Source organism: Shouchella rhizosphaerae, from assembly GCF_036700015.1.
GTDB classification, from domain to species: Bacteria; Bacillota; Bacilli; order Bacillales; family Bacillaceae_D; genus Shouchella; species Shouchella rhizosphaerae.
This window is the reverse complement of the sequence record NZ_CP144921.1, coordinates 230,450-251,392: the sequence shown is the minus strand read 5'-3', so window position 1 is coordinate 251,392 and position 20,943 is coordinate 230,450. Positions and strand designations below refer to the sequence as shown.

The following is a 20,943-nucleotide window of genomic DNA, read 5'->3' as shown; positions in this document are numbered from 1 at the left end:
GAAGGGGTAGACGTATGCCAAAGGCAGGAATTTTAGGGCTCGGTCGTTATGTGCCGGAGAAACGTGTCACAAATCATGATCTAGAAAAGTTTTTAGATACATCTGACGAATGGATTAAAAGCCGTACTGGGATTGAAGAAAGGCGTTTTGCTGAAGGTGTGGAAACATCCGAAATGGCTTATGAATCGGCGCTTAGCGCCTTAAAAGCTGCGAAGCTTTCAGCAGAAGAGATTGATTTAATTTTGGTGGCGACGGTAACGCCTGACATGGTTTTTCCAACGGTCTCGACAATGATCCAAGACCGCCTTGGTGCAAAGCAAGCAGCAGCAATGGATATTAGCGCAGCTTGTGCAGGTTTTATTTATGGCGTGGCTACGGCACAGCAATTTATTGAAACTGGCGCCTATAAGCATGTGCTTGTTGTGGGTGTAGAAAAACTTACGAAACTTGTGAATATGGAAGACCGTAACACTGCCGTCCTGTTTGGCGATGGAGCTGGCGCCGCTATCGTTGGACCTGTGGCAGAAGACAAAGGCATTCTCGCTTTTGATCTTGGCGCAGACGGTTCAGGCGGCATGCACATTAATAAAAAAGGCCCTTTTCTTGAAATGAATGGCCGCGAAGTGTTCAAATTCGCCGTTCGGCAAATGGGGGATGCTTCTTTACGCGTGTTAAGCAAAGCGGGCTTAGGTAAAGAAGATGTCGACTTTCTTGTCCCCCATCAAGCGAATATCCGCATAATGGAAGCCTCTCGTGAACGGTTGGAACTTCCACGCGAGAAAATGTCCGTAAATGTAAACAAATACGGAAACACTTCGGCTGCTTCGATTCCGATTGCGCTAGTGGAAGAAATCGAACAAGGAAAAATCAAAGAGGGAGATGTCATTGTACTTGTCGGCTTTGGCGCAGGCCTAGTGTGGGGCTCATTGGCGATTCGCTGGGGCCGCTAACGAAGACTAATGATGGAAAAGTAGAAAGAAAAAAGGAGCGATACAAAGTGGAAAAACGACGTGTAGTTGTAACAGGCCTTGGGGCGGTTACGCCGCTCGGGCTCGATGCAAAAACATCTTGGGAGCAGGCAAAAGCAGGAAAGTCGGGGATTGGCTATTTAACCCGCATAGATGCTGCTGCTTTTCCGATGAAAGTGGCGGCAGAAATTGCTGATTTTGACCCAACTGCTGCGATTGATCGCAAAGAAGTTCGGAAAATGGATCGCTTTACCCAGTTTGCGGTTGTTTCAGCCCAAGAAGCATTAGCGGATGCAGGGCTAGAAATTACACCTGAAAATGCTGATCGCGTTGGCGTTTGGATTGGCTCTGGGATTGGCGGGATGGAAACGTATGAAAATCAATTCCGTATCTTTTTAGAAAAGGGTCAACGCCGCGTTAGCCCATTTTTCGTGCCGATGATGATTCCAGATATGGCGAGCGGGCAAGTATCGATCTTTACAGGAGCAAAAGGCCCGAATTCGTGCTCTGTAACGGCGTGCGCATCAGGGACAAATTCAATCGGGGACGCCTTTAAAGTGATACAGCGAGGGAATGCGGACGTTATGATTACAGGCGGAAGTGAAGCGCCTATTACCAATATGGCTGTGGCTGGTTTCTCATCAGCTAAAGCCATTACAACAAGCGATGATCCGGCAACGGCTTCGAGGCCATTCGATGCCAACCGCAGCGGCTTTGTCATGGGTGAAGGAGCAGGCATATTAATTTTGGAAAGCTTAGAGTCTGCAAAAGCCCGAGGTGCCCACATTTATGCGGAAATTGTCGGCTATGGCTCAACAGGGGACGCCTTCCACGTCACCAGCCCTGCTCCCGAAGGTGAAGGAGGAGCGCGCAGCATGCAGGCAGCGATTGACGACGCCGGTCTAGCTCCTGAAGAGGTTAGCTACATTAATGCCCATGGAACAAGCACAGAGCTCAATGATCCTTATGAAACAAAGGCGATAAAAACCGTGTTTGGCGAGCATGCTTATAAACTGGCAATAAGTTCAACAAAATCAATGACAGGACACTTGCTTGGAGCGGCTGGAGCAGTGGAAGCCATTTTCTCAGTGAAGGCAATTGATGAAGACATCATCCCGCCAACGATTAACTTGGAAACGCCAGACCCTGAGTGTGACTTAGATTATGTGCCAAACGAAGCGAGACAAGCACCTGTCCATGTTGCTTTAAGCAACTCACTCGGCTTTGGCGGCCACAACGCCTCACTCGTATTTAAAAAATGGGTTGAATAACACATACAAGCGGCTGGTTCTGTTCCAGCCGCTTTGTTCCGTTGTGAAGGGCATAGCTGGGCGGTAAGGGGAAAATGAATAGGCGTTGGGCGATAGCCGAAAAGATTTTCAAACGGTATGATAGGAGCATACATTCGATAAAGTGAGGCGATTTGATTTCGATTGTATCAAACAGATGAACAGGCTTTGCTTATACGTAAAACGTTCGGATGTGTTCGCTTTGTCTATAACAACAAGATGTTAGCTGAACGAGAAGAGACGTATGCGTTACTGCCAATTACAAAAAAGAGTATGAGTGGTTGAAAGAAGTAGATTCATTGTATTCGAGTGGCTAACATTCAAGAAACGTAGCAAACCAACCAGTGTACTTGTGAACTAACTCTTGATAGAGACTACAACTCTGCACTGAACATCAAAAAAGAAGGGATTCGCTTGTTAGTTACTACCTAATGCAGATAGATATAAACTCTTTTCGTCAGCTACCGAAAGGGGCGATTACCCAAGAAGCCCCCACTTCAACCGACCTCGCAAGGGTGAAGTGGGGGGGAGTTCACTTTGATCCTAATGCAGAGGGGCTTGTCCAATTGAGGCTGTTTCTGGCATTAGTTCCAAATAAACGAGCTCCGTACAGACTTGTGGAATAGCCCGTATCTGCCGTTAGCCAATGCCGATATTCAATCGTGTTGCCGCCCACGACAGAGCTGTACGTATAGAAAGGTAAGGGGAGAGGCAACCTTGTGCTATCCCCATTTAGTGGGTTGAATATAAATGAACCCGTGTGCCCTTGTGCTTGATTAGCGTTCCATTTGTAACATGCCCATGTATTACTTGGATTGGAAGTGTTGTAACAAGTCCGACTGACCATTCCTCCCCCTCTAGCAACGGTGTTATCCCTTGACAAGCTAATGATGTCATTTGAAGTGGAGTAAATCGCATTATAGTTGTTTTCGCAGTTCACTGCGTTAGCCCCACATGCGAACCACTGAGACCATGCAGCACGGCGTTTTTGGGCAGCCGTTCCACTGGCAGAGCGATAACGGCTAGCCATGGATGCTGCAACTACTTGTGATGCGGTGTTAGTCAATACTCGATTATGGAACGCAACATTTGATCCAAGACCTGCTGAGTCTATTTGAAAAACACCAATTCCTGCATTCCAAAACGCACGTGCGTACTGACCATTGGGATTTGTATTTTGAAATGGGTATAGCCGAGAATGACCTGTGTCCCATCTGCCGACAGTCATTGGGGATGGAGTCAGTGTTCGATTGTTCCCTGTAACTTCCGGCCAAGTAACCGATAACATGATGGCGGCCAAGTGATTGGTTGTCAGTCCCGTGTTACTATTATTATTACCGGCTGCCGTAATTACGTCCGTTGTCGGAACGTCACCGAATCTTGCAGTTTGCATGACTGAAAACTCGTCTGTTGGTTCGATATCCAGAACAGGTGGCACGTTATCCTCGACATAAATTTCCTCTTGTTCCACATAACCTTTTTCACCATTTAGCCATAAAGTATACGTATAGTCACTAAGTGAGGGAGCAACGTCGCCGTCAACAAAAATATCTGCAAACGAACCCGAACCCTCAATCGGAATACCTTCTTGGAAGAATTCATTAAGTGCGGTTTCTTCAATCCAAACAACTTTTCCTTCCGAATCTAGCCATGCGGCATATAAATAAGCTTCAGACAGACTTACCCCTATATTGGCAAAGGAAGTTCCAATCTGATAGTCTAAAGAATCACGGTCTACACCTCTATAATTATCCAGCCCATAAGGGATTTCATAATCAACGTAGATCACGCCTTCCCTCGAAATCTCATTTATTTCTTCCGTTTCTATTGCGTTCCATACGACTTCAGCAACTAATGAGCTGTCTGTAGTTGATGTGAGCATAAACGGCGCTGGTTCTCCGGGACGGATGTTTTTCACAGGAGCATTGGCTGTAACCGTTTCTAAAATCACTCCATCTTCCGACAAGAGTTCCACGAATAAGTCCACTTCTCCAATAACGTTTGGGCTTTCATTGCGAAAAAGTCCCATCGCTTGCCAATCACCTGTCTCTACCACAGTCAATGAATTCTCAAGTATTGAAATTCCTTGCCCAACCACATAATTTGTGTAATTCGGGCCAACGAACCCTACTACAGACCGCTGAATGCTATCATCCATTTCGGTTTCTTCGATGCTTTGTTGCATGATTTCATTTTGATTCAGGTCTAATTCAGGAGCGAAATCCTCCGAATTAATATTGCTATAAATTTCCCAGACTTCAGGCATCTTTGGACGTTCAATTCTCAATTTGTTTGTGTCATTAGATGTAGTTAAGGGATTAATGAAGGAAACACCAAGCCCCGATTGGTTACCCGGTATGTCCGATTCAAAAGATTCCGCGTTGATAAATGAGGTGAACAGCAATGTGACAGATAGAAAGATGACAGAGGATGCTTTGAGTATTTTCATTCACTTCATCTCCTTTTTTCATTTTAGAATTTAATGACAGCTTCACGACCAATGATAAATAGAGCACCCCCTAACCAAAGTGGCTACTCTTTCTATTTTCATCACAAAAATAGTAGGCTGTTTTACACGTTTCTCTTAGCTGATTGGCTGTAATGAAAAGAGAAAAGGAGAATAACCGCCAGTTATAAATTGTTTTAACGAGAACCACTCTAATAAAAACCTAGTCGCCTCGATAAATACGCTACTAGTATACCGTATAAAAGGCAGGAGGGGATCTTTTATTTGTAAAATTCCCCGAAGATTGGCATAATTAATTGAATGAAGTAAAAATCAGTCGTCTTTGTCTATTGAAAATGGTTTGCGAAATTGTGTGACAGTTTCAGAGCATTTTTTACGTCTGTCTGCGAAAGTATACCCGAGGAATAATAGCCAAACACAGAAAAATCTAGGCAAAAAGGAGTACGCTTATCGATGTTCGATGAGCGTACTCCTTTTCATTGAATTTCTTGGCTCGTTTTGTCCCCAGCCTCTTTGTTTATGTTTTCTCAGCGATCCAAGCAAGGGCTTGGTCTTTTGTAGCAATATGCCCGTCAAGTTGTAGGCATTCGATTTCGAGCAACCATTGTGTAAATACAGGACCTGGTTGGTAACCCGCTTTGAGCAAATCAGCTCCTGTCAAAAGCGGCTTAAACTGTGTGCGTTTTTCGGCATAACGACGTAAGAGCGGGCTTAGCGGAAGTTCGGCCTCGCTATAAAAGCGAACGATTTCGCTTGAAATTCGCGCCAAGTCGCGATGTGCTTCTCCGAGTGAGGCTGTCGGCGCAAGTTGTTGCCAAACGGGCAAGCTTGTTTCTTCTACCAAGCGTTTTTCTTGCTTTGTAAGAGCGTAACGACTTGCGACGTCAAGACGAGTGCAATCAACAGCGCCAGCCAGTAAAAAGAACATGCCATCATTCAAACCATGTTGCTGCAAGTTGGCCATATGCCGCCAGGCTCGCTCGGAAAAACGGGAACCAAACAACGTTGTCCAGACATGGAGGTCAGCCAATTGGCGAAAGCCTTCAAAAAGCACGCCTTCATTAGCTAGCAAATCAAGTTCCTGCCGTAAGCGTTTAGCACTAATGTGGTGCAGAGCAGCACCTGTTTTAGTTGCTTGGTGTATCGTCTCTGAGGAGAGGCTGAAGTTTAGGCGCAGGCCAAAACGGACAGCGCGGAAAAGCCGGGTCGGGTCTTCTATGAAACTGAGCGGATGGAGAATGCGAATGTGTTTGTCGATAAGCGCTTGTTTTCCCTGAAACACATCGAGCACGTTCCCGAATGAGGATCGATTGATTTGGATTGCCATCGCATTTATAGAGAAATCCCGCCTTGCTAGGTCTTCGTAAATCGAAGCCGGGCGCACGGTAGGCAATGCCCCTTTTTGCAAATAAAACTCTTTTCTACACGTCACAATGTCAATGTCTTGTTCGTTGGCCCACGTAGCAGTGCCAAATGACTCATGGCTGCGCACGCTTCCCCCAAATGCGGTTGCCAGTTGCTTGGCAAAGGCAATTCCATCCCCTTCAACGACTAAGTCAATATCTTTATGTGGGCGCTTTAAGAAAAAGTCGCGCACAAGGCCGCCAACTAAATAGACAGGTACTTGGAGTTCGTCGGCGAAAGCACCAATCTTTTGCAGAAAGGAACATGTTTGCTTCCCAAAATAAGACGCGAGCTCAGAAGGGGCAACGGCATGCTTATTCGGGTAAAGCGAACGGACGATGTCTGTTCGAGTCACAATGCCAATCGGTTCGTTGTTGTCGCCGACGACAGGGAGACGGCCGACTTGATTGTAAGCAAGGTGGGCACAAGCGGCATCAATCGAATCGTTTGCCCGAAGCGTAATGTTAGGCATGCTCATCACTTCGGTGACTTGAGCTTCTCCCATGCCAAACTGGCGTGCCTTGGCGAGGTCCATACGCGTAATAACGCCTGCTAGTGCCCCCGTCTCATCGACAACGGGAAAACCGCTATGTCCTGAACGAAGCAGCGTTTGCCACACTTCATCAACCAATTGCGATGTTTGTACAGTTACAACAGGCTTACTCATTACAGAAGCGATTTTTTCAGCCAGTGGCGCTTGTTGCAAATAGTCGTTGACTACGCGCAAATCAGCGCCTTTCTCAAGTAAGTAGGCACAGGCATCGCCATCACTAGCCGTGGTTGAAGGGAGCGTTAAATGATGGGTGCTGCTATATAAACCTAGAGCAAAAAGCGTGGCTTCTATAGCTGTTACCGAAATTTGTTTTCGTTTCATCTCATTAATGAGGGTAGTGATCGGCACGCCTCTTTTAGTCGCTTTGATCGTTCGCCACAAATTCGTCTCAACAGCAGAAGTGGGCAACGAGCGATAAAGGCTTTCCTGCTTTTCATCTTCCCAATCGACATATACAATTTCATCTACTTCGTTCCATGAAAGCTTGCCATCATGCTGAAAGGAAAAATCGGTTTTATAGTCGTCCAAAAATCGTTTGACAGCATGTTGGTAAATAGGCGGTAGCACAACAATGGCATCCGGATGAATTTTTTGGGCCGCTGCAAGAATAGCAAGGCCATGAAAATCAAGATGGTTGAGGCTGACAATTGCTTTCATATAAGCCGCCTCCTTTTGCTTTTTTCTCTTCTCTAGTAGTATACCAAAAAAGCAGCGGGCTAAGACGCTGCTTTTTAACAGAAGTAATCCATGGCCAGCCCTTCTCCGCCGGCCATTAGGTTTATATTTGTTGGGGGGGAAGCTTGTTTGAAAGCGTCGGCTAGAATGGCCGCCTCGTCAGTGGTAAGAAACGGTCTTCCAGTTGACGCTGTTTTCGAGAATAACCCATGTTTGCTTAACTGATCGTTCAGACGATGATAAAAACGAGCTGTTTTGAAATGGCAAGATAGAGAGAATACCCAGTCGCTCACACGCTCTTCCGCTTTTTTAGCTACGGGCCGCATTTCTGGCGCTTTTGTATAACGTAACGCGTGGCCGTAAGCGAGCAGGCTATTTGCAGACGTATCGCTTGTTGTTTTTTCAGTTGATACGACCCGCTCAAGCGGTGCTACTACTGCTGCATAGTTTGGTTGGACGCCTCTATTTATATCAAGAGCCGTCACACGATCCAGGCGAAGCCCTTTTTCCATACAGACCACTCCTTTATAACTGTTATTCCCTGTTATACGCTGTTTGAATCAACGATAGCACAGCAAGCGCAAAAAAAGCCCATGCCACCCTAAATGGCATGAGCTTTCAAACTGTAGTCAAACGCTCGCACATCCTTCGTTGTTTGCCGTGGCTGACAAGCGCTTTCTATCAGTTTGTCTAAAGAAACTTAGACATTGTGTAAGTTTCATTTATTCGGTTATTGTCTAAGGCGTTACTTGGCAAAAATATGGTCGCCGATAACGAGTGTTTGCTCCCGAGTCGCTACCCAACCGCTTGTTGCTGTTTTCGGGTTATAGAAATAAAGCGATTGTTGACCTTGGCCCCGAAACGCGAGGGCTTCTGTCACAGCTCGTCTTGACTCGTCATCAGGCTCATTGTTAATGGCGCCATCCAAGACAGGGGAAAAGGCATAATGGCCTGATGGTGTCACTTCATAAATCACATCGCGCACAGTATCTGGATAATTTTCATTGTCCACTCGGTTTAGCACGACAGTCGCTACCGCGACTTTCCCTGCATACGGTTCGCCTTTTGCTTCAGCGCTGACTAGTTTAGCTAAAAGCTCTCTCTCCGCAGCAGAAACAGCTGCAGGGATCGTTAGCGTCTCGCCAGCTTCAATCGCAGAATCAGAAAGATCGTTGACTTTCATAATCGCTGCTTCTGGGACGCCATACCGTTCGCTTAGTGTATATATGGTCTCACCTGGCTGAACTGGGTGTGTAAGTTGTTTTGCATCGGCAATTTCAAGCATAGCAAAAGACAATCCAATTGAGCCAAAAATGAGGAATATAAGTTTTTTAATCATAAACCTATACAACTCCTATCAAGTAAATCTAGTGTGCACAAAGGTTGCACGTTAACACTGTAACAGATTCTCATCAAAAAAGAGCTGAAAATGTTTTCCAAGCTTCGTACAAAAGACAGCAAATGGGATCGTGGCAACGCTGAAGCCAATTTGTTACGCAATGGTTACAATTAGAGCCTCGTTTTACAGTTGTGTAACAGTTGAGGAGAATTTCCAGTTGCTTTTTTGGAATATGGCGGCGATCAAGCCGTTAATGGCCGGGCTAATTGTTCTATTACAAAACGTTTCAAGATGCCACTATATGAATCTTTTACCATAGAATCCGATTCTTTTTGTATGCTAGGATGTGTGTGTATCTGGCGAACAGGGATACGAATACACAGTACGCAACGATTAGGAGGATATTCATGAAGAAATTAGTTATCTCTACATTAGCTGCCGCTGCCATCGTAGGAGCAGGCTTTTCTAACCAAGCCGATGCTGCAGGCCAATATAAAGTTCAAGTGAAAGGGCCTTACATCTACACAGCTAGCGGTGATTGCGTGAAAGTCGACCTAAATGAGCTAAAAGAGCAATTTGGCAACATCGATTGGTCGAATGTGAATTTGGAAGATTTAGATTTTGTTACGGATCTTATCAATAAAGAAGAAGCGCCAGCCCCTGCTCCTGAAGAAGAAGCACAGCCTGAGGCACCAGAAGTAGAAGCAGGCGAGCCAACTAACACACCTGAAGAACAAGAAACGGTAGAAGAAGAGCCACAACAAGAGGAAACCGATGCATCTGGTGATGTGACTCAAGAAGAACAGCAAATGGTTGACCTTGTTAACCAAGAGCGTGAAAAAGCAGGGCTTCAACCTCTAAAAGTTGACCAAAAGCTAACCGAAGTAGCTCGTGTTAAAGCGCAAGACATGATCGACAACAACTATTTTGACCATAATTCACCTACGTACGGTTCTCCATTTGACATGATGAAGCAGTTTGGTATTTCTTATAATACAGCTGGCGAAAACTTGGCTGGAAACCAAACAGTAGACGCAGCACACAATGCTCTTATGAATTCACAAGGACACCGTGAAAACATTTTGAACAGCAACTACACAGAAGTAGGCATTGGCGTAGTTGACGGCGGTCCTTACGGCAAAATGTTCGTGCAATTGTTTAAAGGGTAACACTCCAAAAAAACTCCGTTGCTAAAGAGCAGCGGAGTTTTTTTGTTTCAGCAAGTTAATATATGGCGTTTATTTTCGCAATTGGACTTGCTCAACGCGGTGGTGAGCGCCTTTTGTTAAGATCAAATCTGCGCGAAGGCGTGTTGGCTTAATGTTCTTTTCTAAATTAACGCCATTAATGGTATGCCAAATCGATTCCGCCATTGCAACCGCTTCTTCATCCGTTAAGTCGCGGTAGCGGTGAAAATACGACTCGGGTTTTTGGAATGCTGTGTTACGGAGCAGTTGAAAGCGCTCGATATACCAAGATAATATGTCTTTTTCCTCTGCATCGACATAAATGCTGAAATCAAAAAAATCAGAGACAAACACATGGGGCATGCGCTTGCCTTTTCGGTTTACTTGTAGGACATTAATGCCTTCGACAATGACGACATCCGGTTCTATCAACGTTTGGATATGATCTTTTTCAATGTTATAAGTCAAGTGAGAATACATAGGTGCTTTTACGACAGGCGTGCCTGCTTTTAAGTCTGTCAAAAAAGTAAGCAGGCTGCGGATATCGTAACTTTCTGGAAAGCCTTTCCGTTTCATGAGGCCTCGTTCTTCCAGCACTTCATTTGGATATAGAAAGCCGTCTGTTGTGACAAGCTCCACTTTCGGAGAGCCGGGCCATCTTGAGGCCAATGCTTGAATCAGCCTTGCGGTTGTGCTTTTTCCGACTGCAACGCTCCCGGCTATGCCAATGACAAAGGGCACCCGCTTCCGTTCCCGCTTTAAAAAGCGATTTAAATCGTCATGAAGCCTAACATTATGGACCATTCGTTTATAAAGTAATTCAGATAAAGGCATGTATACATCGTTCACTTCTGCCTCAGATATCGTTTCATAAATCCCTTCGAGGTTTTTCCGCTCTTTTTCCGTGAGAGGAGCGCTATGCCCGTCATTTAGCTGTGCCCATTCTGCACGAGTGAAGTGGGTAAAAGCCTCTAAGCTTTTTGTTAATTCATCCGTTGTCATAAGGATCTCCTTTGCGGGTTGAGCTTACTTCAATAGATGAAGCGTAGCACGGCTGAAACGGATAATCAAGAATAGAACACTTGAGCGAACGTATACATGTAGGAAAAGATTTGTTCACACGCCTGACAAATCATCAGGTAGTTTTTGCAGGCTTTCTAGCAATTTTCGAGGAATGGCGAATGTGTGGCTGTTTAATTGCAATTGTTCGCTTTCGCTTGGCTGTGCCGCTTGCTTCTGCTTGACAGCACTCATTTCATGATGGATATGTTCCATTTTTTCATCGAGTGCAGCAGCTGAGTGGGCGGCTTCAGTTAATTCTGAAATGAGCTGTTTTGGTACATTCTGATTGTATTTATAAAAGATCTTATGTTCGAGGCTGGCCCAGAAATCCATCGCAATGGTACGGATTTGGATTTCTACAAATACTTCTTCTTTGCGTGCGGATGTATAGACAGGGACTTTTACAATCATATGGAGGCTACGGTAGCCGTTTTCCTTAGGCTTTTTAATATAGTCCTTTACAGTGACTACGTGCATATCGCTTTGTTTTCTCAACATTTCCTCGAGCCGGTAAATATCAGAGAGAAACGAACAAGTAATACGGATTCCAGCAATGTCTTGGATGGAATTTTTTAAGACATGCAAATGGAAAGGAATATTTTTGCGCCTCGCTTTTTCAAAAATGCTTTCCGGCGATTTCAATCGTGTTTTTACATGTTCAATTGGACTATAATCATGCATTAGTTCAAATTCTTCTTGCAAAATGGAAATTCTTGTTTCCATTTCGTCTAAAGCAAATTTATACATCATCATAAATTCCGTTAATTGTTGTTTTAGCTGTTTTGCTTTTTCGAAAGTAAGCAAAGGATCATTCATTGTCAGTCACCTCTGCCTTTCATTTTGGATTTGGCACTAAGCAAAGTCAAGTGTAACTCTGTTTTGAAGGATGTGAGAGTGTGGGAATCGTCAAGACAAACAGATGGATTGAGCTATATGTGGACCATTACGAGGAGCAATCGGTCCAAGCAAGGTATAGGCAACTATTTATCCAGCCACTTCAATCCCTTTTCGCCTATTCGACAGATCAGCAGTTGGCCACTTATTTGCAAAAAATCGGTTTATTTTTGCCCAAAACGAGGAAAAGCCGCTTAAGGCGATTTTTGCACTCAGACTGCTGGACTGTAGCTGGCGAACAATTTAATGCGTTGAAACAAAAATGGCAGGGGCCCAATGTGCCCGTTTTCTTGTTACCAGCAAATGAAGAACATAAACGGCTTCAGGCAGAACTAGGAGGGAAAATGGGGCTCGGTTTTCCTGATGGCATCGTTCTTTTTATTTCAGGTGACATTGAGGAGAACGACTTAAAAGCATTAGTCACCCATGAATACCATCATGTTTGCCGATTATGGCGCACACAGGAAACCGAGTCGTCTATTACGTTATTAGAATCAATGGTGATGGAAGGACTTGCTGAATTAGCTGTAATAGAAGAGGTCGGCGAAGCATATGTGGCACCGTGGACGAAGAAGTATGACGGCCATTGGCAAGAAGAATGGTTTGTCCGCTATTTGGAACCGAATTTATTGAGAAAAGGAAGAAGCCATTACAAGCCCTTTCTCTATGGCGACGACCGGGCAGGCATTCCGGCTATGCTAGGCTATTATTACGGTTTCAAGCTTTGTAAAGCAGCGGCTGAACATTCTAGTAAAGATACGTTAGCGTTTCTGGATGAGGATGCTGAGTCAGTGCTGCGCATTGGCACGGAAACATGAAAACGGTGTTTAAGATTTGCCCCTCGTGACCATACTGACTCCAAAGAGCATACTAGTGAGGAGGATCGATTCAGATGGTCATGATGAGAGATGTATGGGTAAATTGGTTTGAAGGCGAGGAGAATGGATACAATGTGTGCCCGTTCCATGAATGGAGAAGTGAAGACCGCATAGAAGTGCTCGATCAAGTAAAATTGTTGAAAGTGGACGAGAAGCTAATGGACTACATAGAGGACCAGCTTCTTGATTTACCAATGGAATTGCTCAAAGAAGTGTTTCAAAAGAGCTATTTGCGTAAAAACATGTCACGCATCCAACTCGATTATTGTTTTATTGCTACGGATGGGAAACGGATTATTGCAGTAGACACAATGGGATACAAAACGCCCATTAGAAAGAGCCGGTTAACGCCACGCCAAGAACAAGTGGTGTTTGAGACATTAACTGAACAAGACGTTCCTTATTTCCAATTAGAAATCCCTCTGCCTGCAAAAGACTACCATTTGCTTTCCCCGAGTCCTGCTGAGTTAGCGGGACTGACCCGCAAGGAAAGGCAGCTGAAGCAACTGTTGCTGATGGTGCTTGATCAATTGCAGACAACAGGCTCAGATGCGGAAATAAAATATTGGTGTACAGAGTGGGACCCTCTGACATACAAAAAGCTTCAGCAAAAAGGCCGTACAGAAGTGTGGGAACAATTGCTAAACGGTGTCCGTGCAGGTTGGAGCCAACGCCATTACAAACTATGTGAAGCGATGGTTAAAGGCCATTCCTTTTTCGAGAAATTATGGGAGTTGGAGCATCCAGAGCGGGTGAAGTAATGTTAGCGCGTTAAAGCAAGGGGCTTGCTTTAACGCGTCGTTTTTCTATTTACATCGTATGCGCTTTCTTTTATAATGGAAGCGACAAAAGGAGGCACGGATGGATGGAGACAATGGACTCATTTGCGTATTTGATTATGAAAATTTTAACGGTTGTTTTGTTAGTCGGCACGCTTGGACTTTCCTTTTTTGTTGGGAAAGTGTACAAGAAAACAAATGGCTATTAAGAAACAAATTATCATTACTTAAACGGAAACGACGTAGCACACGGCTACGTCGTTTTAACGTTAGGACATAAAATGCTTATGTTTTATCAGGTTATCTTCTCTTTCTGCCTAAGCCCATCGCACGCTCTGCTTTTACGAGCGTTTTTTGTGCTTTGCGGTTCGCTTTGTCTGCACCTTTGTCCAATATCGCATCAAGTTCGGCTGATTCAATCAACTCATAGTAACGTGTTTGCACTGGTTGCAGCGCTTCAATGACTGCGTCGGCAAGGTCGGCTTTAAAAGGGCCGTAGCCGGAGCCTTCATACAGTTGTTCAAGCTCTGTGACCGATTTGCCAGAGCAAAGAGAAAAAATCGAAAGCAAGTTCGAGACCGCTGGCTTTTCTTCACGATCAAAACGAATGGTACCTTCTGAATCGGTGACGGCGCTTTTAATTTTCTTTGCAATCGTCTTTGGCTCGTCAAGCATGGAAATATAGCTTTTCGCATTGGGATTTGATTTGCTCATTTTTTTATGAGGGTCATTTAAAGACATAATTCTTGCGCCGACTTTCGGGATGCGCACGTCAGGTACAGTAAAAATATCATTGTACTTAGCGTTAAAGCGCTCCGCCAAATTGCGGGTTAATTCCAAATGCTGCTTTTGGTCTTCGCCAACGGGCACAATGTCCGTTTGATAAAGAAGAATGTCTGCGGCCATAAGTGGCGGATACGTTAACAGCGCAGCCGAAACGGCCTCTTTACCGCTGGATTTGTCTTTAAATTGGGTCATGCGTTCTAATTCGCCAATATAGGAAACACATTGCATCATCCAGCCTAGCTGGGCATGGGCTGGCACTTCCGACTGGATAAACAATGTCGATTTGTTTGGGTCGATTCCTGATGCGATGTAAAGGGCGGCGAGGCTGCGGATGTTTTCGCGTAGTTTCAAACGCTCTTGTGGTACCGTTATCGCATGCTGGTCGACAATACAAAAGAAGCAATCATAGTCATTTTGCATGTCGGCAAAGTGTTTCAATGCCCCTAAATAGTTGCCAAGCGTCAACGTGCCGCTCGGTTGAATTCCAGAAAAAACGGTTTGCATACGTTCAACTCCTGTTTTGTCACTCTTCTCCATCGTAAATCAAAATGCAAGCAAACACAACTCTTCCATCTAAATAAGGCCATGCATAAAGAGGGGGAAGAGGGACATACACTAGAACGAACCCTATTTTTTACAGAGGCAGGTCGGTTAATGGGTTCGTCCTTGAAAACGTTTATATAGTAGCAAGCCGAGGTTGAGTGCCACGAGCAAGATAAACCATAAAAGCGAAAAAGGGACGTCTTGCAAAAAAAAGACGAACACCAATAAAGCGAGGCAGGCAACAGCTTGGCAAAGTTGATACTTGTTCATCGAAAGACACTCCTAATCATCCTCCAAGAAAGGGCGTTTTAGTGGTATGATCCGTTCCATCAGACGGTCCATCTTGTTTTTCATCCTAGTAGCAGCGATTCTGGCAGTAGGATGGTTCCATTTTAAAACAGAATCGATCTTTCGGCACGTGGAAGCCATTGTACATGCAATGGAAGAAGGGGTCCATGAAGGGAAAGCAGCTCCTACCTTTGCGTTGCCGACTTTATCTGGAGGCATTGGAGAATTTGATCCAAAAAAGGGAGCCCATTCGTATACAATGGTCCACTTTTTTGCAACATGGTGTTACCCGTGCCAAGAGGAAATGCCGTTGATCGTAGAAGCGGAAAAGCGACTAAGACAGCAAGGCGATCATTTTGTCGCCGTCAATTTGACGAGCGAAGAGACAAGCACACAAGAAGTCAAGGCATTTTTAACTCATTTTAACGCGTCGTTTGACCCCCTGTTAGATAAAGAGGGGGACATCCAAAAACAGTATCAAATTTTCGGTATACCAACGACGCTTATTGTCGATAGGGAAGGAAGAATTGTCCGGCGCATTAACGGGGCGATGGATGAAGGGATGCTAACCGAGCTACCGCCATTTTCTGTTGCTGGCGCCGGCCTGTAAAAAGCCGTCAATTTGGCTATCAAGTTCCGTCAATAACTGCCGTGCCGTTTTTTCCTCAATCGTTCGGTAATGATGGCTGCCTTTTGGCTCTTCATCAAGTTCATCTGCTTTTGCGACCACCGCTTGCAACGGGCTGAGGGCAAGCTCTCCGTTAGGCAAGTAAGAGTCTGTATGCAGCAAAATGGCCAATGCGATTTCTTTTGCATGACGGGGGTGTTCCCCAAGACGGATTAATAATTTATGGGCACGTTCAGCGCCTTTAATGGCATGAATATCATAGGCTTTATAAAGCGAGTAGTCCCATTTGCCGTTTTTGTACCAAGTATAATGCCCGATATCGTGTAAAAATGCTGCTTTTGCGGCCAAGTCGGGGTTGACGTTTTCATTCACCGCTAACGCACAGGCGTGGTAAGCACAGCGAATCGCATGAGCCATGCCAGAGCGTTGCAAATACTTTTGGGCGATGTGGTGGTCGTAAAGAGCAACTAGTGTTACTTCTCTCATCATCATTCTCCTTCCATCCACACATTTTTTTAATAATCTATGCTATAATGAATGCCAACCGTTGTAAAGGGGGAAGTTATTTGGCAAATACCCACGTTTTCTCGAGACGTGAAGAACTGGTCAATGCGCTCACACATGGTTTTGGTGCGCTTTTGAGCATCTTGGCGCTCGTGCTTTTAATTGTTTACTCTAGCATGCACGGTACTGCTTGGCATATCGTTAGTTTTACGATTTATGGCACAAGTATGGTGCTCCTATATTTATCTTCGACACTTGTCCATAGTTTTAAGCCAGGCAAGGCAAAAGACGTATTTGAAATTTTTGATCATGCCGCTATTTACTTGTTTATCGCAGGTACGTACACGCCGATTTTATTTATTTTAGTCGGTGGTGCACTAGGCTGGACATTATTTGGGATTGTCTGGGGTATTGCCGTTGTCGGCATTATCTTTAAAGTCTTTTACGTAAAGAAATTTTTAGTGTTGTCGACGATCATGTATGTCGCAATGGGCTGGATTGCCGTGTTTGCAATGGGTCCGATTATGTCAACCCTGCCTAGTGGAGGCATATGGCTGTTGGTGCTTGGTGGGATTTTTTACACCGCTGGGACGATTTTTTATGTCTGGCGTGGATTTTTGTATCACCATGCGATTTGGCATTTGTTTGTGTTGGCAGGCTCTGTCTCACATTTCTTTCTTGTATTTTTATTTATTTTGCCAGTAGGCATTTAAAAACGATCTGGGCAGTTGACCAGATTGTTTTTTCTTCGAGTAAATAGGGTATGTAGCAAGCAAAAGGGACAATTTCCGATAGGGGAAATGCCTGAACGATGTCATCCTTTATTGGGCGAGGGAGGGAGAGGCTGTGTATATTTCGCTACAAGAATTGGCTTCTTATCTTGGCGTTACTCAGTCTTATTTAATGGAACAAGCTCATCTTGGAAATATACGTGGCGTTTATGACGGAGAAACGTGGCTTTTTAACAAAACACAGTTTGAAAAGCTTAAAGAACAGCTGGAAAAAAGGCACAGGCAGTATATGAAAGAAGAAGAGGAGATTCCAGATGATTGGGATGCCCATGATGAGGATTAAGGATGAAAGGGAGTGTATGTGTGTGTAAATGGATGAAAGTCGGCTGCTCTGCTCTGTTATCTGCTTCATTGCTAGTTGGTGTTAACGGGGGAAGTGTTGAAGCGACATCGGGTAACGGGATGCTTGTACATGGCCATAAGCTTGTTGGCCAAACGCTGTTTGAAACCCCGAAGCTCTCAACGCGCTTTGCCAATCAGTCAGGGTACACGTTCAATTATCCAGAAGACGGAGTGAGGGGAATTTATGTGTCTGGTCACTCTGCCGGAGGAAAGCGCTTTCACTCGCTTGTTGATTTCGTCGGTGAAACAGGGCTTAATGCGATGGTCATCGACATTAAAGATGATCATGGCAATATTACATATATGCCTGACGAGAGTTCGCCTTATTACAACATTGCAAAGAAATACATAAACGACCCTGAGGAAATGATGAATGTTCTTGAAGAAAACGAGATTTATCCAATTGCCCGAATTGTTGTTTTTAAAGATACGACTTTAGCTGAAATGAAACCAGAGCTTTCGTTTAAAGAAAACGGCTCCGTCTGGAAAAATGGCAGGAAAGAAGCATTTGTCAATCCATTTTTAGAGGAAGTATGGGAGTATAATGTCGGCATTGCCGAGGAAGCAGCACAAATGGGGTTCCGAGAAATCCAGTTTGATTATGTCCGTTTTCCAGAAGGATTTGAAAACCGTGATGAAACGCTGGAATATGAGACAGGAAAATACGGAGATGACGAAATTGACAATGTGCAACGCCGTGTAAACGCAGTCACCGATTTTGTCGCATACGCCCGAGAAAAACTTAGCGTCTACCATGTAGATGTATCCGTTGATATTTTCGGCTATGCCGCAACCGTGCCTGAGGCGCCGGGAATTGGGCAAAACTTCTTGAAAATATCGGAGAATGTCGATGTCATTTCTTCGATGATTTATCCAAGCCATTGGACGTCTTTTGAAGGATTGGACAAGCCTGACTTGTACCCTTATGAGCTAACAGATGGCTATGCCAAATTGGAAAACGGGCTTTTAGAGCAGCTAGAAGATAAGAAGCCAGTGTCGCGGCCATGGATTCAAGACTTTACTGCTAGCTACTTAGGGTCGGGCAATTATTTACAGTACGGAAAAGAGGAAGTAGAAGCGCAAATCCGTGCTTTGTATGAAAATGACATTAACGAATTTTTATTGTGGAATGCAGGCAACACTTACACTCAAGGGGTCGATTACGACAATCCGTAAAAGCAGCTTCAGCTGCTTTTTTTTTGGGCCAATAGGGCAAACTAAATGATGGGTTTAGGACAAAGATGAAAATGGCTATATAAATGAGTATGTAAAAAACGAAGAAATGGAGGCATGAAAATGGCAACTTGGTATGAGAAGCTTGCTGAATATTTTCCTGTTGAGGAAATGAAGTCAAAACAGCATATGGAACTGTTATTAAAAGAAAAGGGAGACATTTATCATAAGGAAGAGAGCGATAACCATGTGATGATGTACGTCGAGACCGATGACTTTATCTTTGTCGATTACTTGTTTGTGGCAAAGCAGGCTAGAGGAGAAGGACTGGGGAAAAAGCTGTTAGAGCGATTGAAAAAAAAGCAAAAACCGATTATACTTGAAGTGGAGCCTATCGATTATAGAGACACGGATACGCAAAAGCGACAGCGCTTTTATAGTCGTGAAGGGTTTAAACATGCCAAATCAATTGGCTATCGTCGTCGTTCTCTTGCGACAAATAAAGTGACGGAATTAGAAATCCTTTATTGGTCACCAGAGAATGAAGATGAGAATAGTATATATGAGAAAATGAAGCACACGTATGAGAACATCCATACGTATAAAGATAAAACGTTGTATGGAGAATCCTATGAAGCAGTTGATGAAGTATTAACATTAAATGATTAAGACGGTGAACAGTAGGCTCCTGACAAAAAAAACGGGAGGGCGAAGCGCTATGAAACAAAAAAAGAAAGCTAAACAAAAACGAAAGCGCCTAGCGTGGAAAGATGCTTTTAAAAAGCAGCTAGACAATTTGAAAAACCGTCGTCCGCAGGAATATCCTTATCCCCAATCGAAAAAAAGCATTGCGTAATCCGCCGTACGCCGTACTGGCGGATTTTTTTCTGAAAATAGGTTTATGGTTAGGCAATGTCGGGAAGTGTGCATTAATAAGAGGATTTCCCATAGTTTTTGTTCAATCTTTGTATAAGTTTTTTGCAACGACTCTATACAACAGTTGAACAAACTTGTATAATAAAATGGTGATGAAGCGAACGATAACGGATACACTTGTCACACTTTGATTAAAGGAGAGGTTCAATAAGATGGTCACACTACTTACATCCCCTAGTTGTACATCTTGTAGAAAAGCGAAAGCATGGTTGGAAGAGCATGATATTCCTTTTGAAGAGCGTAATATCTTTGCATCTCCACTCTCTGTTGAAGAAGTAAAACAGGTTGTGCGCATGACAGAAGATGGCACAGATGAAATTATTTCAACACGTTCTAAAGTTTTCCAAGAACTGGACGTAGAACTTGAATCATTGCCTTTACAAAAATTGTTTACAATTATTAGCGACAATCCTGGTCTGCTTCGCCGTCCGATTATCTTCGATGAAAAACGTTTACAAGTAGGATACAACGACGCTGAAATTCGCCGTTTTCTACCAAGAAAAGTGCGGACATTCCAATTGCAGGAAGCACAGCGCTTAGTAAATTAATACGAACCTTCTACAGAAACCTCTGTAGAAGGTTTTATTTTTCTTGACATTGACCACGGCATGCGAGAGAATAAAGAACTAACAAAATACGTTTGCACCCGTCAGAAAGCAGATGGATTCCATTTTTCGGCTAGTTATCATACAATAGGAACAAGGAAGGCAAGCTCACTGTTTCCTTGATAAAGGCTACCTAATGTTAAGATTACAGGAGGGGGAGCGAGTATGGAAATCGAACGAGTAAATGACTCAACTATTCGGTTTTTCATCACGTATAAGGATATTGAAGCACGTGGTTTTGAGCGTGAAGAAATTTGGTATAACCGTGAACGTGGTGAAGAACTTTTTTATGATATGATGCACGAAGCAAGCGACAGGGATGAATTTGAACTAGATGGCCCGCTCTGGATTCAAGTTCATGCCCATGATAAAGGGTTGGAAATTCTCGTTACACGTGGGCAATTGTCAGATGGCAATGTAAAATTAGAAATTCCTGTGAAAGAGGACATGGAAACAGACGAGCAGGAAGATGTTCCAGTCCACACGCTTGAAGAGAACGAGCTAGATAGTCTCGAGCTGATTATTGGTTTTAAAGAGCTCGAAGATGTAATCTCTTTAAGCAAAGCCGTTCGCCCTGAGCGAGTGCTTAATACACTGTACCACTACGAAGGCCGTTATTTCTTGCATGTCCAATTCACGAACGACCTTTATACAGAGGATGAACAAGACAATTTGTTGAGCAGGATGCTTGAGTATGGCTATGAATCAGAATTAACAATTCACAGGCTTCAGGAGTATGGCAAAGTCATTATGCCAGAGACCGCTTTAGCGAAGCTCTATTCAACTTTTTCCTAAGTCCGTTCAGGCTGCTAGAAAACGCTTGTTAGCCGAGAGAGTGAAGGCAAGGGATTT

General features: G+C 44.1%; 23 protein-coding genes and 1 pseudogene. 15 read left to right on the top strand and 9 right to left on the bottom strand.

Annotated elements, in window-relative coordinates; translation table 11 throughout:
- The first annotated feature begins 14 nt into the window (after nucleotides 1-14).
- From V5G21_RS01535 to V5G21_RS01525, 3 genes and pseudogenes are all read left to right on the top strand, one after another.
- Complete coding sequence (locus V5G21_RS01535; protein WP_035201766.1) at nucleotides 15-950, top strand: beta-ketoacyl-ACP synthase III; 936 nt, start codon at nucleotides 15-17, stop codon at nucleotides 948-950.
- Between the two features lie 47 nt (nucleotides 951-997).
- Nucleotides 998-2,239 (top strand): beta-ketoacyl-ACP synthase II, encoded by a 1,242-nt coding sequence (gene fabF / locus V5G21_RS01530; protein WP_011247389.1) that lies wholly within the window; start codon nucleotides 998-1,000, stop codon nucleotides 2,237-2,239.
- 162 nt (nucleotides 2,240-2,401) lie between these two features.
- Nucleotides 2,402-2,559 (top strand): annotated as a pseudogene (locus tag V5G21_RS01525) (helix-turn-helix domain-containing protein); the annotation flags it as partial.
- Between the two features lie 230 nt (nucleotides 2,560-2,789).
- On the opposite strand, the gene V5G21_RS01520 reads toward V5G21_RS01525, so the two are convergent.
- From V5G21_RS01520 to V5G21_RS01505, 4 genes are all read right to left on the bottom strand, one after another.
- Nucleotides 2,790-4,706, bottom strand: a complete 1,917-nt coding sequence (locus tag V5G21_RS01520; RefSeq protein WP_035201765.1) for a hypothetical protein — start codon at nucleotides 4,704-4,706, stop codon at nucleotides 2,790-2,792.
- A gap of 535 nt (nucleotides 4,707-5,241) precedes the next feature.
- Nucleotides 5,242-7,338 (bottom strand): CBS domain-containing protein, encoded by a 2,097-nt coding sequence (locus V5G21_RS01515; protein ID WP_035201764.1) that lies wholly within the window; start codon nucleotides 7,336-7,338, stop codon nucleotides 5,242-5,244.
- A gap of 74 nt (nucleotides 7,339-7,412) precedes the next feature.
- Nucleotides 7,413-7,868, bottom strand: a complete 456-nt coding sequence (locus V5G21_RS01510; RefSeq protein ID WP_011247385.1) for a hypothetical protein — start codon at nucleotides 7,866-7,868, stop codon at nucleotides 7,413-7,415.
- 233 nt (nucleotides 7,869-8,101) lie between these two features.
- A complete protein-coding gene (locus tag V5G21_RS01505) occupies nucleotides 8,102-8,695 on the bottom strand; it encodes a cell wall hydrolase (RefSeq protein ID WP_011247384.1) in 594 nt (197 codons plus the stop codon).
- Between the two features lie 407 nt (nucleotides 8,696-9,102).
- On the opposite strand from V5G21_RS01505, the gene V5G21_RS01500 reads away from it, so the two are divergent.
- A complete protein-coding gene (locus V5G21_RS01500; RefSeq protein WP_035201762.1) occupies nucleotides 9,103-9,864 on the top strand; it encodes a CAP domain-containing protein in 762 nt (253 codons plus the stop codon).
- 69 nt (nucleotides 9,865-9,933) lie between these two features.
- Here the strand turns inward: V5G21_RS01500 and coaA are convergent, their stop codons facing one another.
- Both coaA and V5G21_RS01490 read right to left on the bottom strand, forming a co-directional pair.
- Nucleotides 9,934-10,884 (bottom strand): type I pantothenate kinase, encoded by a 951-nt coding sequence (gene coaA / locus V5G21_RS01495; protein WP_035201761.1) that lies wholly within the window; start codon nucleotides 10,882-10,884, stop codon nucleotides 9,934-9,936.
- A gap of 114 nt (nucleotides 10,885-10,998) precedes the next feature.
- The gene (locus tag V5G21_RS01490) at nucleotides 10,999-11,760 is read right to left on the bottom strand and encodes a GTP pyrophosphokinase (RefSeq protein WP_011247381.1); all 762 of its coding nucleotides are present in this window, start codon (nucleotides 11,758-11,760) and stop codon (nucleotides 10,999-11,001) included.
- An 80-nt stretch (nucleotides 11,761-11,840) separates the two neighbouring features.
- On the opposite strand from V5G21_RS01490, the gene V5G21_RS01485 reads away from it, so the two are divergent.
- From V5G21_RS01485 to V5G21_RS01475, 3 genes are all read left to right on the top strand, one after another.
- A complete protein-coding gene (locus V5G21_RS01485) occupies nucleotides 11,841-12,656 on the top strand; it encodes a DUF2268 domain-containing protein (RefSeq protein ID WP_051881104.1) in 816 nt (271 codons plus the stop codon).
- Between the two features lie 74 nt (nucleotides 12,657-12,730).
- Nucleotides 12,731-13,477 (top strand): YjbA family protein, encoded by a 747-nt coding sequence (locus V5G21_RS01480; protein ID WP_011247379.1) that lies wholly within the window; start codon nucleotides 12,731-12,733, stop codon nucleotides 13,475-13,477.
- 104 nt (nucleotides 13,478-13,581) lie between these two features.
- Nucleotides 13,582-13,704 (top strand): hypothetical protein, encoded by a 123-nt coding sequence (locus tag V5G21_RS01475; RefSeq protein WP_255222685.1) that lies wholly within the window; start codon nucleotides 13,582-13,584, stop codon nucleotides 13,702-13,704.
- A 91-nt stretch (nucleotides 13,705-13,795) separates the two neighbouring features.
- Here the strand turns inward: V5G21_RS01475 and trpS are convergent, their stop codons facing one another.
- Together trpS and V5G21_RS01465 are read right to left on the bottom strand one after the other, a co-directional pair.
- On the bottom strand, nucleotides 13,796-14,785 hold the full coding sequence (trpS, locus tag V5G21_RS01470) for a tryptophan--tRNA ligase (RefSeq protein WP_011247378.1): 990 nt from the start codon (nucleotides 14,783-14,785) through the stop codon (nucleotides 13,796-13,798).
- A gap of 147 nt (nucleotides 14,786-14,932) precedes the next feature.
- A complete protein-coding gene (locus V5G21_RS01465; protein WP_156323126.1) occupies nucleotides 14,933-15,094 on the bottom strand; it encodes a hypothetical protein in 162 nt (53 codons plus the stop codon).
- Between the two features lie 46 nt (nucleotides 15,095-15,140).
- Between V5G21_RS01465 and V5G21_RS01460 the strand changes: the two genes are divergently transcribed.
- The gene (locus V5G21_RS01460; RefSeq protein ID WP_035201760.1) at nucleotides 15,141-15,722 is read left to right on the top strand and encodes a TlpA disulfide reductase family protein; all 582 of its coding nucleotides are present in this window, start codon (nucleotides 15,141-15,143) and stop codon (nucleotides 15,720-15,722) included.
- Here the strand turns inward: V5G21_RS01460 and V5G21_RS01455 are convergent.
- A complete protein-coding gene (locus V5G21_RS01455; RefSeq protein ID WP_011247376.1) occupies nucleotides 15,687-16,226 on the bottom strand; it encodes an HD domain-containing protein in 540 nt (179 codons plus the stop codon). The genes V5G21_RS01460 and V5G21_RS01455 overlap by 36 nt on opposite strands.
- An 80-nt stretch (nucleotides 16,227-16,306) precedes the next feature.
- On the opposite strand from V5G21_RS01455, the gene trhA reads away from it, so the two are divergent.
- The 7 genes from trhA (at nucleotide 16,307) to mecA (ending at nucleotide 20,886) form a co-directional block, all read left to right on the top strand.
- Nucleotides 16,307-16,957 carry a PAQR family membrane homeostasis protein TrhA gene (trhA, locus tag V5G21_RS01450; protein WP_035201759.1) on the top strand — a complete coding sequence of 217 codons (651 nt, stop codon included), beginning with the start codon at nucleotides 16,307-16,309 and terminating at the stop codon, nucleotides 16,955-16,957.
- A 133-nt stretch (nucleotides 16,958-17,090) separates the two neighbouring features.
- Nucleotides 17,091-17,318: an excisionase family DNA-binding protein gene (locus tag V5G21_RS01445; protein WP_011247374.1), complete on the top strand. Its 228-nt coding sequence runs from the start codon at nucleotides 17,091-17,093 to the stop codon at nucleotides 17,316-17,318.
- 20 nt (nucleotides 17,319-17,338) lie between these two features.
- The gene (locus tag V5G21_RS01440) at nucleotides 17,339-18,553 is read left to right on the top strand and encodes a putative glycoside hydrolase (protein WP_095236036.1); all 1,215 of its coding nucleotides are present in this window, start codon (nucleotides 17,339-17,341) and stop codon (nucleotides 18,551-18,553) included.
- A gap of 120 nt (nucleotides 18,554-18,673) precedes the next feature.
- A complete protein-coding gene (locus V5G21_RS01435) occupies nucleotides 18,674-19,219 on the top strand; it encodes a GNAT family N-acetyltransferase (RefSeq protein WP_011247372.1) in 546 nt (181 codons plus the stop codon).
- 49 nt (nucleotides 19,220-19,268) lie between these two features.
- Complete coding sequence (locus tag V5G21_RS01430; RefSeq protein ID WP_156323127.1) at nucleotides 19,269-19,406, top strand: hypothetical protein; 138 nt, start codon at nucleotides 19,269-19,271, stop codon at nucleotides 19,404-19,406.
- A gap of 232 nt (nucleotides 19,407-19,638) precedes the next feature.
- Nucleotides 19,639-20,034, top strand: a complete 396-nt coding sequence (gene spxA, locus V5G21_RS01425; RefSeq protein WP_011247371.1) for a transcriptional regulator SpxA — start codon at nucleotides 19,639-19,641, stop codon at nucleotides 20,032-20,034.
- Nucleotides 20,035-20,256: 222 nt separating this feature from the next.
- Entirely contained in the window at nucleotides 20,257-20,886 is a 630-nt protein-coding gene (gene mecA, locus V5G21_RS01420; RefSeq protein WP_011247370.1) for an adaptor protein MecA, read from the top strand.
- The last annotated feature ends 57 nt before the right edge of the window (nucleotides 20,887-20,943 follow it).

Bases quoted from the DNA above. Each gene is read 5' to 3' on its own strand.
- V5G21_RS01475 (WP_255222685.1), top strand. From the start codon at position 13,582: ATGGAGACAATGGACTCATTTGCGTATTTGATTATGAAAATTTTAACG.
- V5G21_RS01460 (WP_035201760.1), top strand. From the start codon at position 15,141: ATGATCCGTTCCATCAGACGGTCCATCTTGTTTTTCATCCTAGTAGCA.
- V5G21_RS01505 (WP_011247384.1), bottom strand. From the start codon at position 8,695: ATGATTAAAAAACTTATATTCCTCATTTTTGGCTCAATTGGATTGTCT.
- V5G21_RS01510 (WP_011247385.1), bottom strand. From the start codon at position 7,868: ATGGAAAAAGGGCTTCGCCTGGATCGTGTGACGGCTCTTGATATAAAT.
- V5G21_RS01465 (WP_156323126.1), bottom strand. From the start codon at position 15,094: ATGAACAAGTATCAACTTTGCCAAGCTGTTGCCTGCCTCGCTTTATTG.
- V5G21_RS01480 (WP_011247379.1), top strand. From the start codon at position 12,731: ATGGTCATGATGAGAGATGTATGGGTAAATTGGTTTGAAGGCGAGGAG.
- V5G21_RS01435 (WP_011247372.1), top strand. From the start codon at position 18,674: ATGGCAACTTGGTATGAGAAGCTTGCTGAATATTTTCCTGTTGAGGAA.
- V5G21_RS01515 (WP_035201764.1), bottom strand. From the start codon at position 7,338: ATGAAAGCAATTGTCAGCCTCAACCATCTTGATTTTCATGGCCTTGCT.
- mecA (WP_011247370.1), top strand. From the start codon at position 20,257: ATGGAAATCGAACGAGTAAATGACTCAACTATTCGGTTTTTCATCACG.
- V5G21_RS01520 (WP_035201765.1), bottom strand. From the start codon at position 4,706: ATGAAAATACTCAAAGCATCCTCTGTCATCTTTCTATCTGTCACATTG.
- V5G21_RS01430 (WP_156323127.1), top strand. From the start codon at position 19,269: ATGAAACAAAAAAAGAAAGCTAAACAAAAACGAAAGCGCCTAGCGTGG.
- V5G21_RS01490 (WP_011247381.1), bottom strand. From the start codon at position 11,760: ATGAATGATCCTTTGCTTACTTTCGAAAAAGCAAAACAGCTAAAACAA.
- trpS (WP_011247378.1), bottom strand. From the start codon at position 14,785: ATGCAAACCGTTTTTTCTGGAATTCAACCGAGCGGCACGTTGACGCTT.
- V5G21_RS01535 (WP_035201766.1), top strand. From the start codon at position 15: ATGCCAAAGGCAGGAATTTTAGGGCTCGGTCGTTATGTGCCGGAGAAA.
- V5G21_RS01500 (WP_035201762.1), top strand. From the start codon at position 9,103: ATGAAGAAATTAGTTATCTCTACATTAGCTGCCGCTGCCATCGTAGGA.
- spxA (WP_011247371.1), top strand. From the start codon at position 19,639: ATGGTCACACTACTTACATCCCCTAGTTGTACATCTTGTAGAAAAGCG.
- coaA (WP_035201761.1), bottom strand. From the start codon at position 10,884: ATGACAACGGATGAATTAACAAAAAGCTTAGAGGCTTTTACCCACTTC.
- V5G21_RS01455 (WP_011247376.1), bottom strand. From the start codon at position 16,226: ATGAGAGAAGTAACACTAGTTGCTCTTTACGACCACCACATCGCCCAA.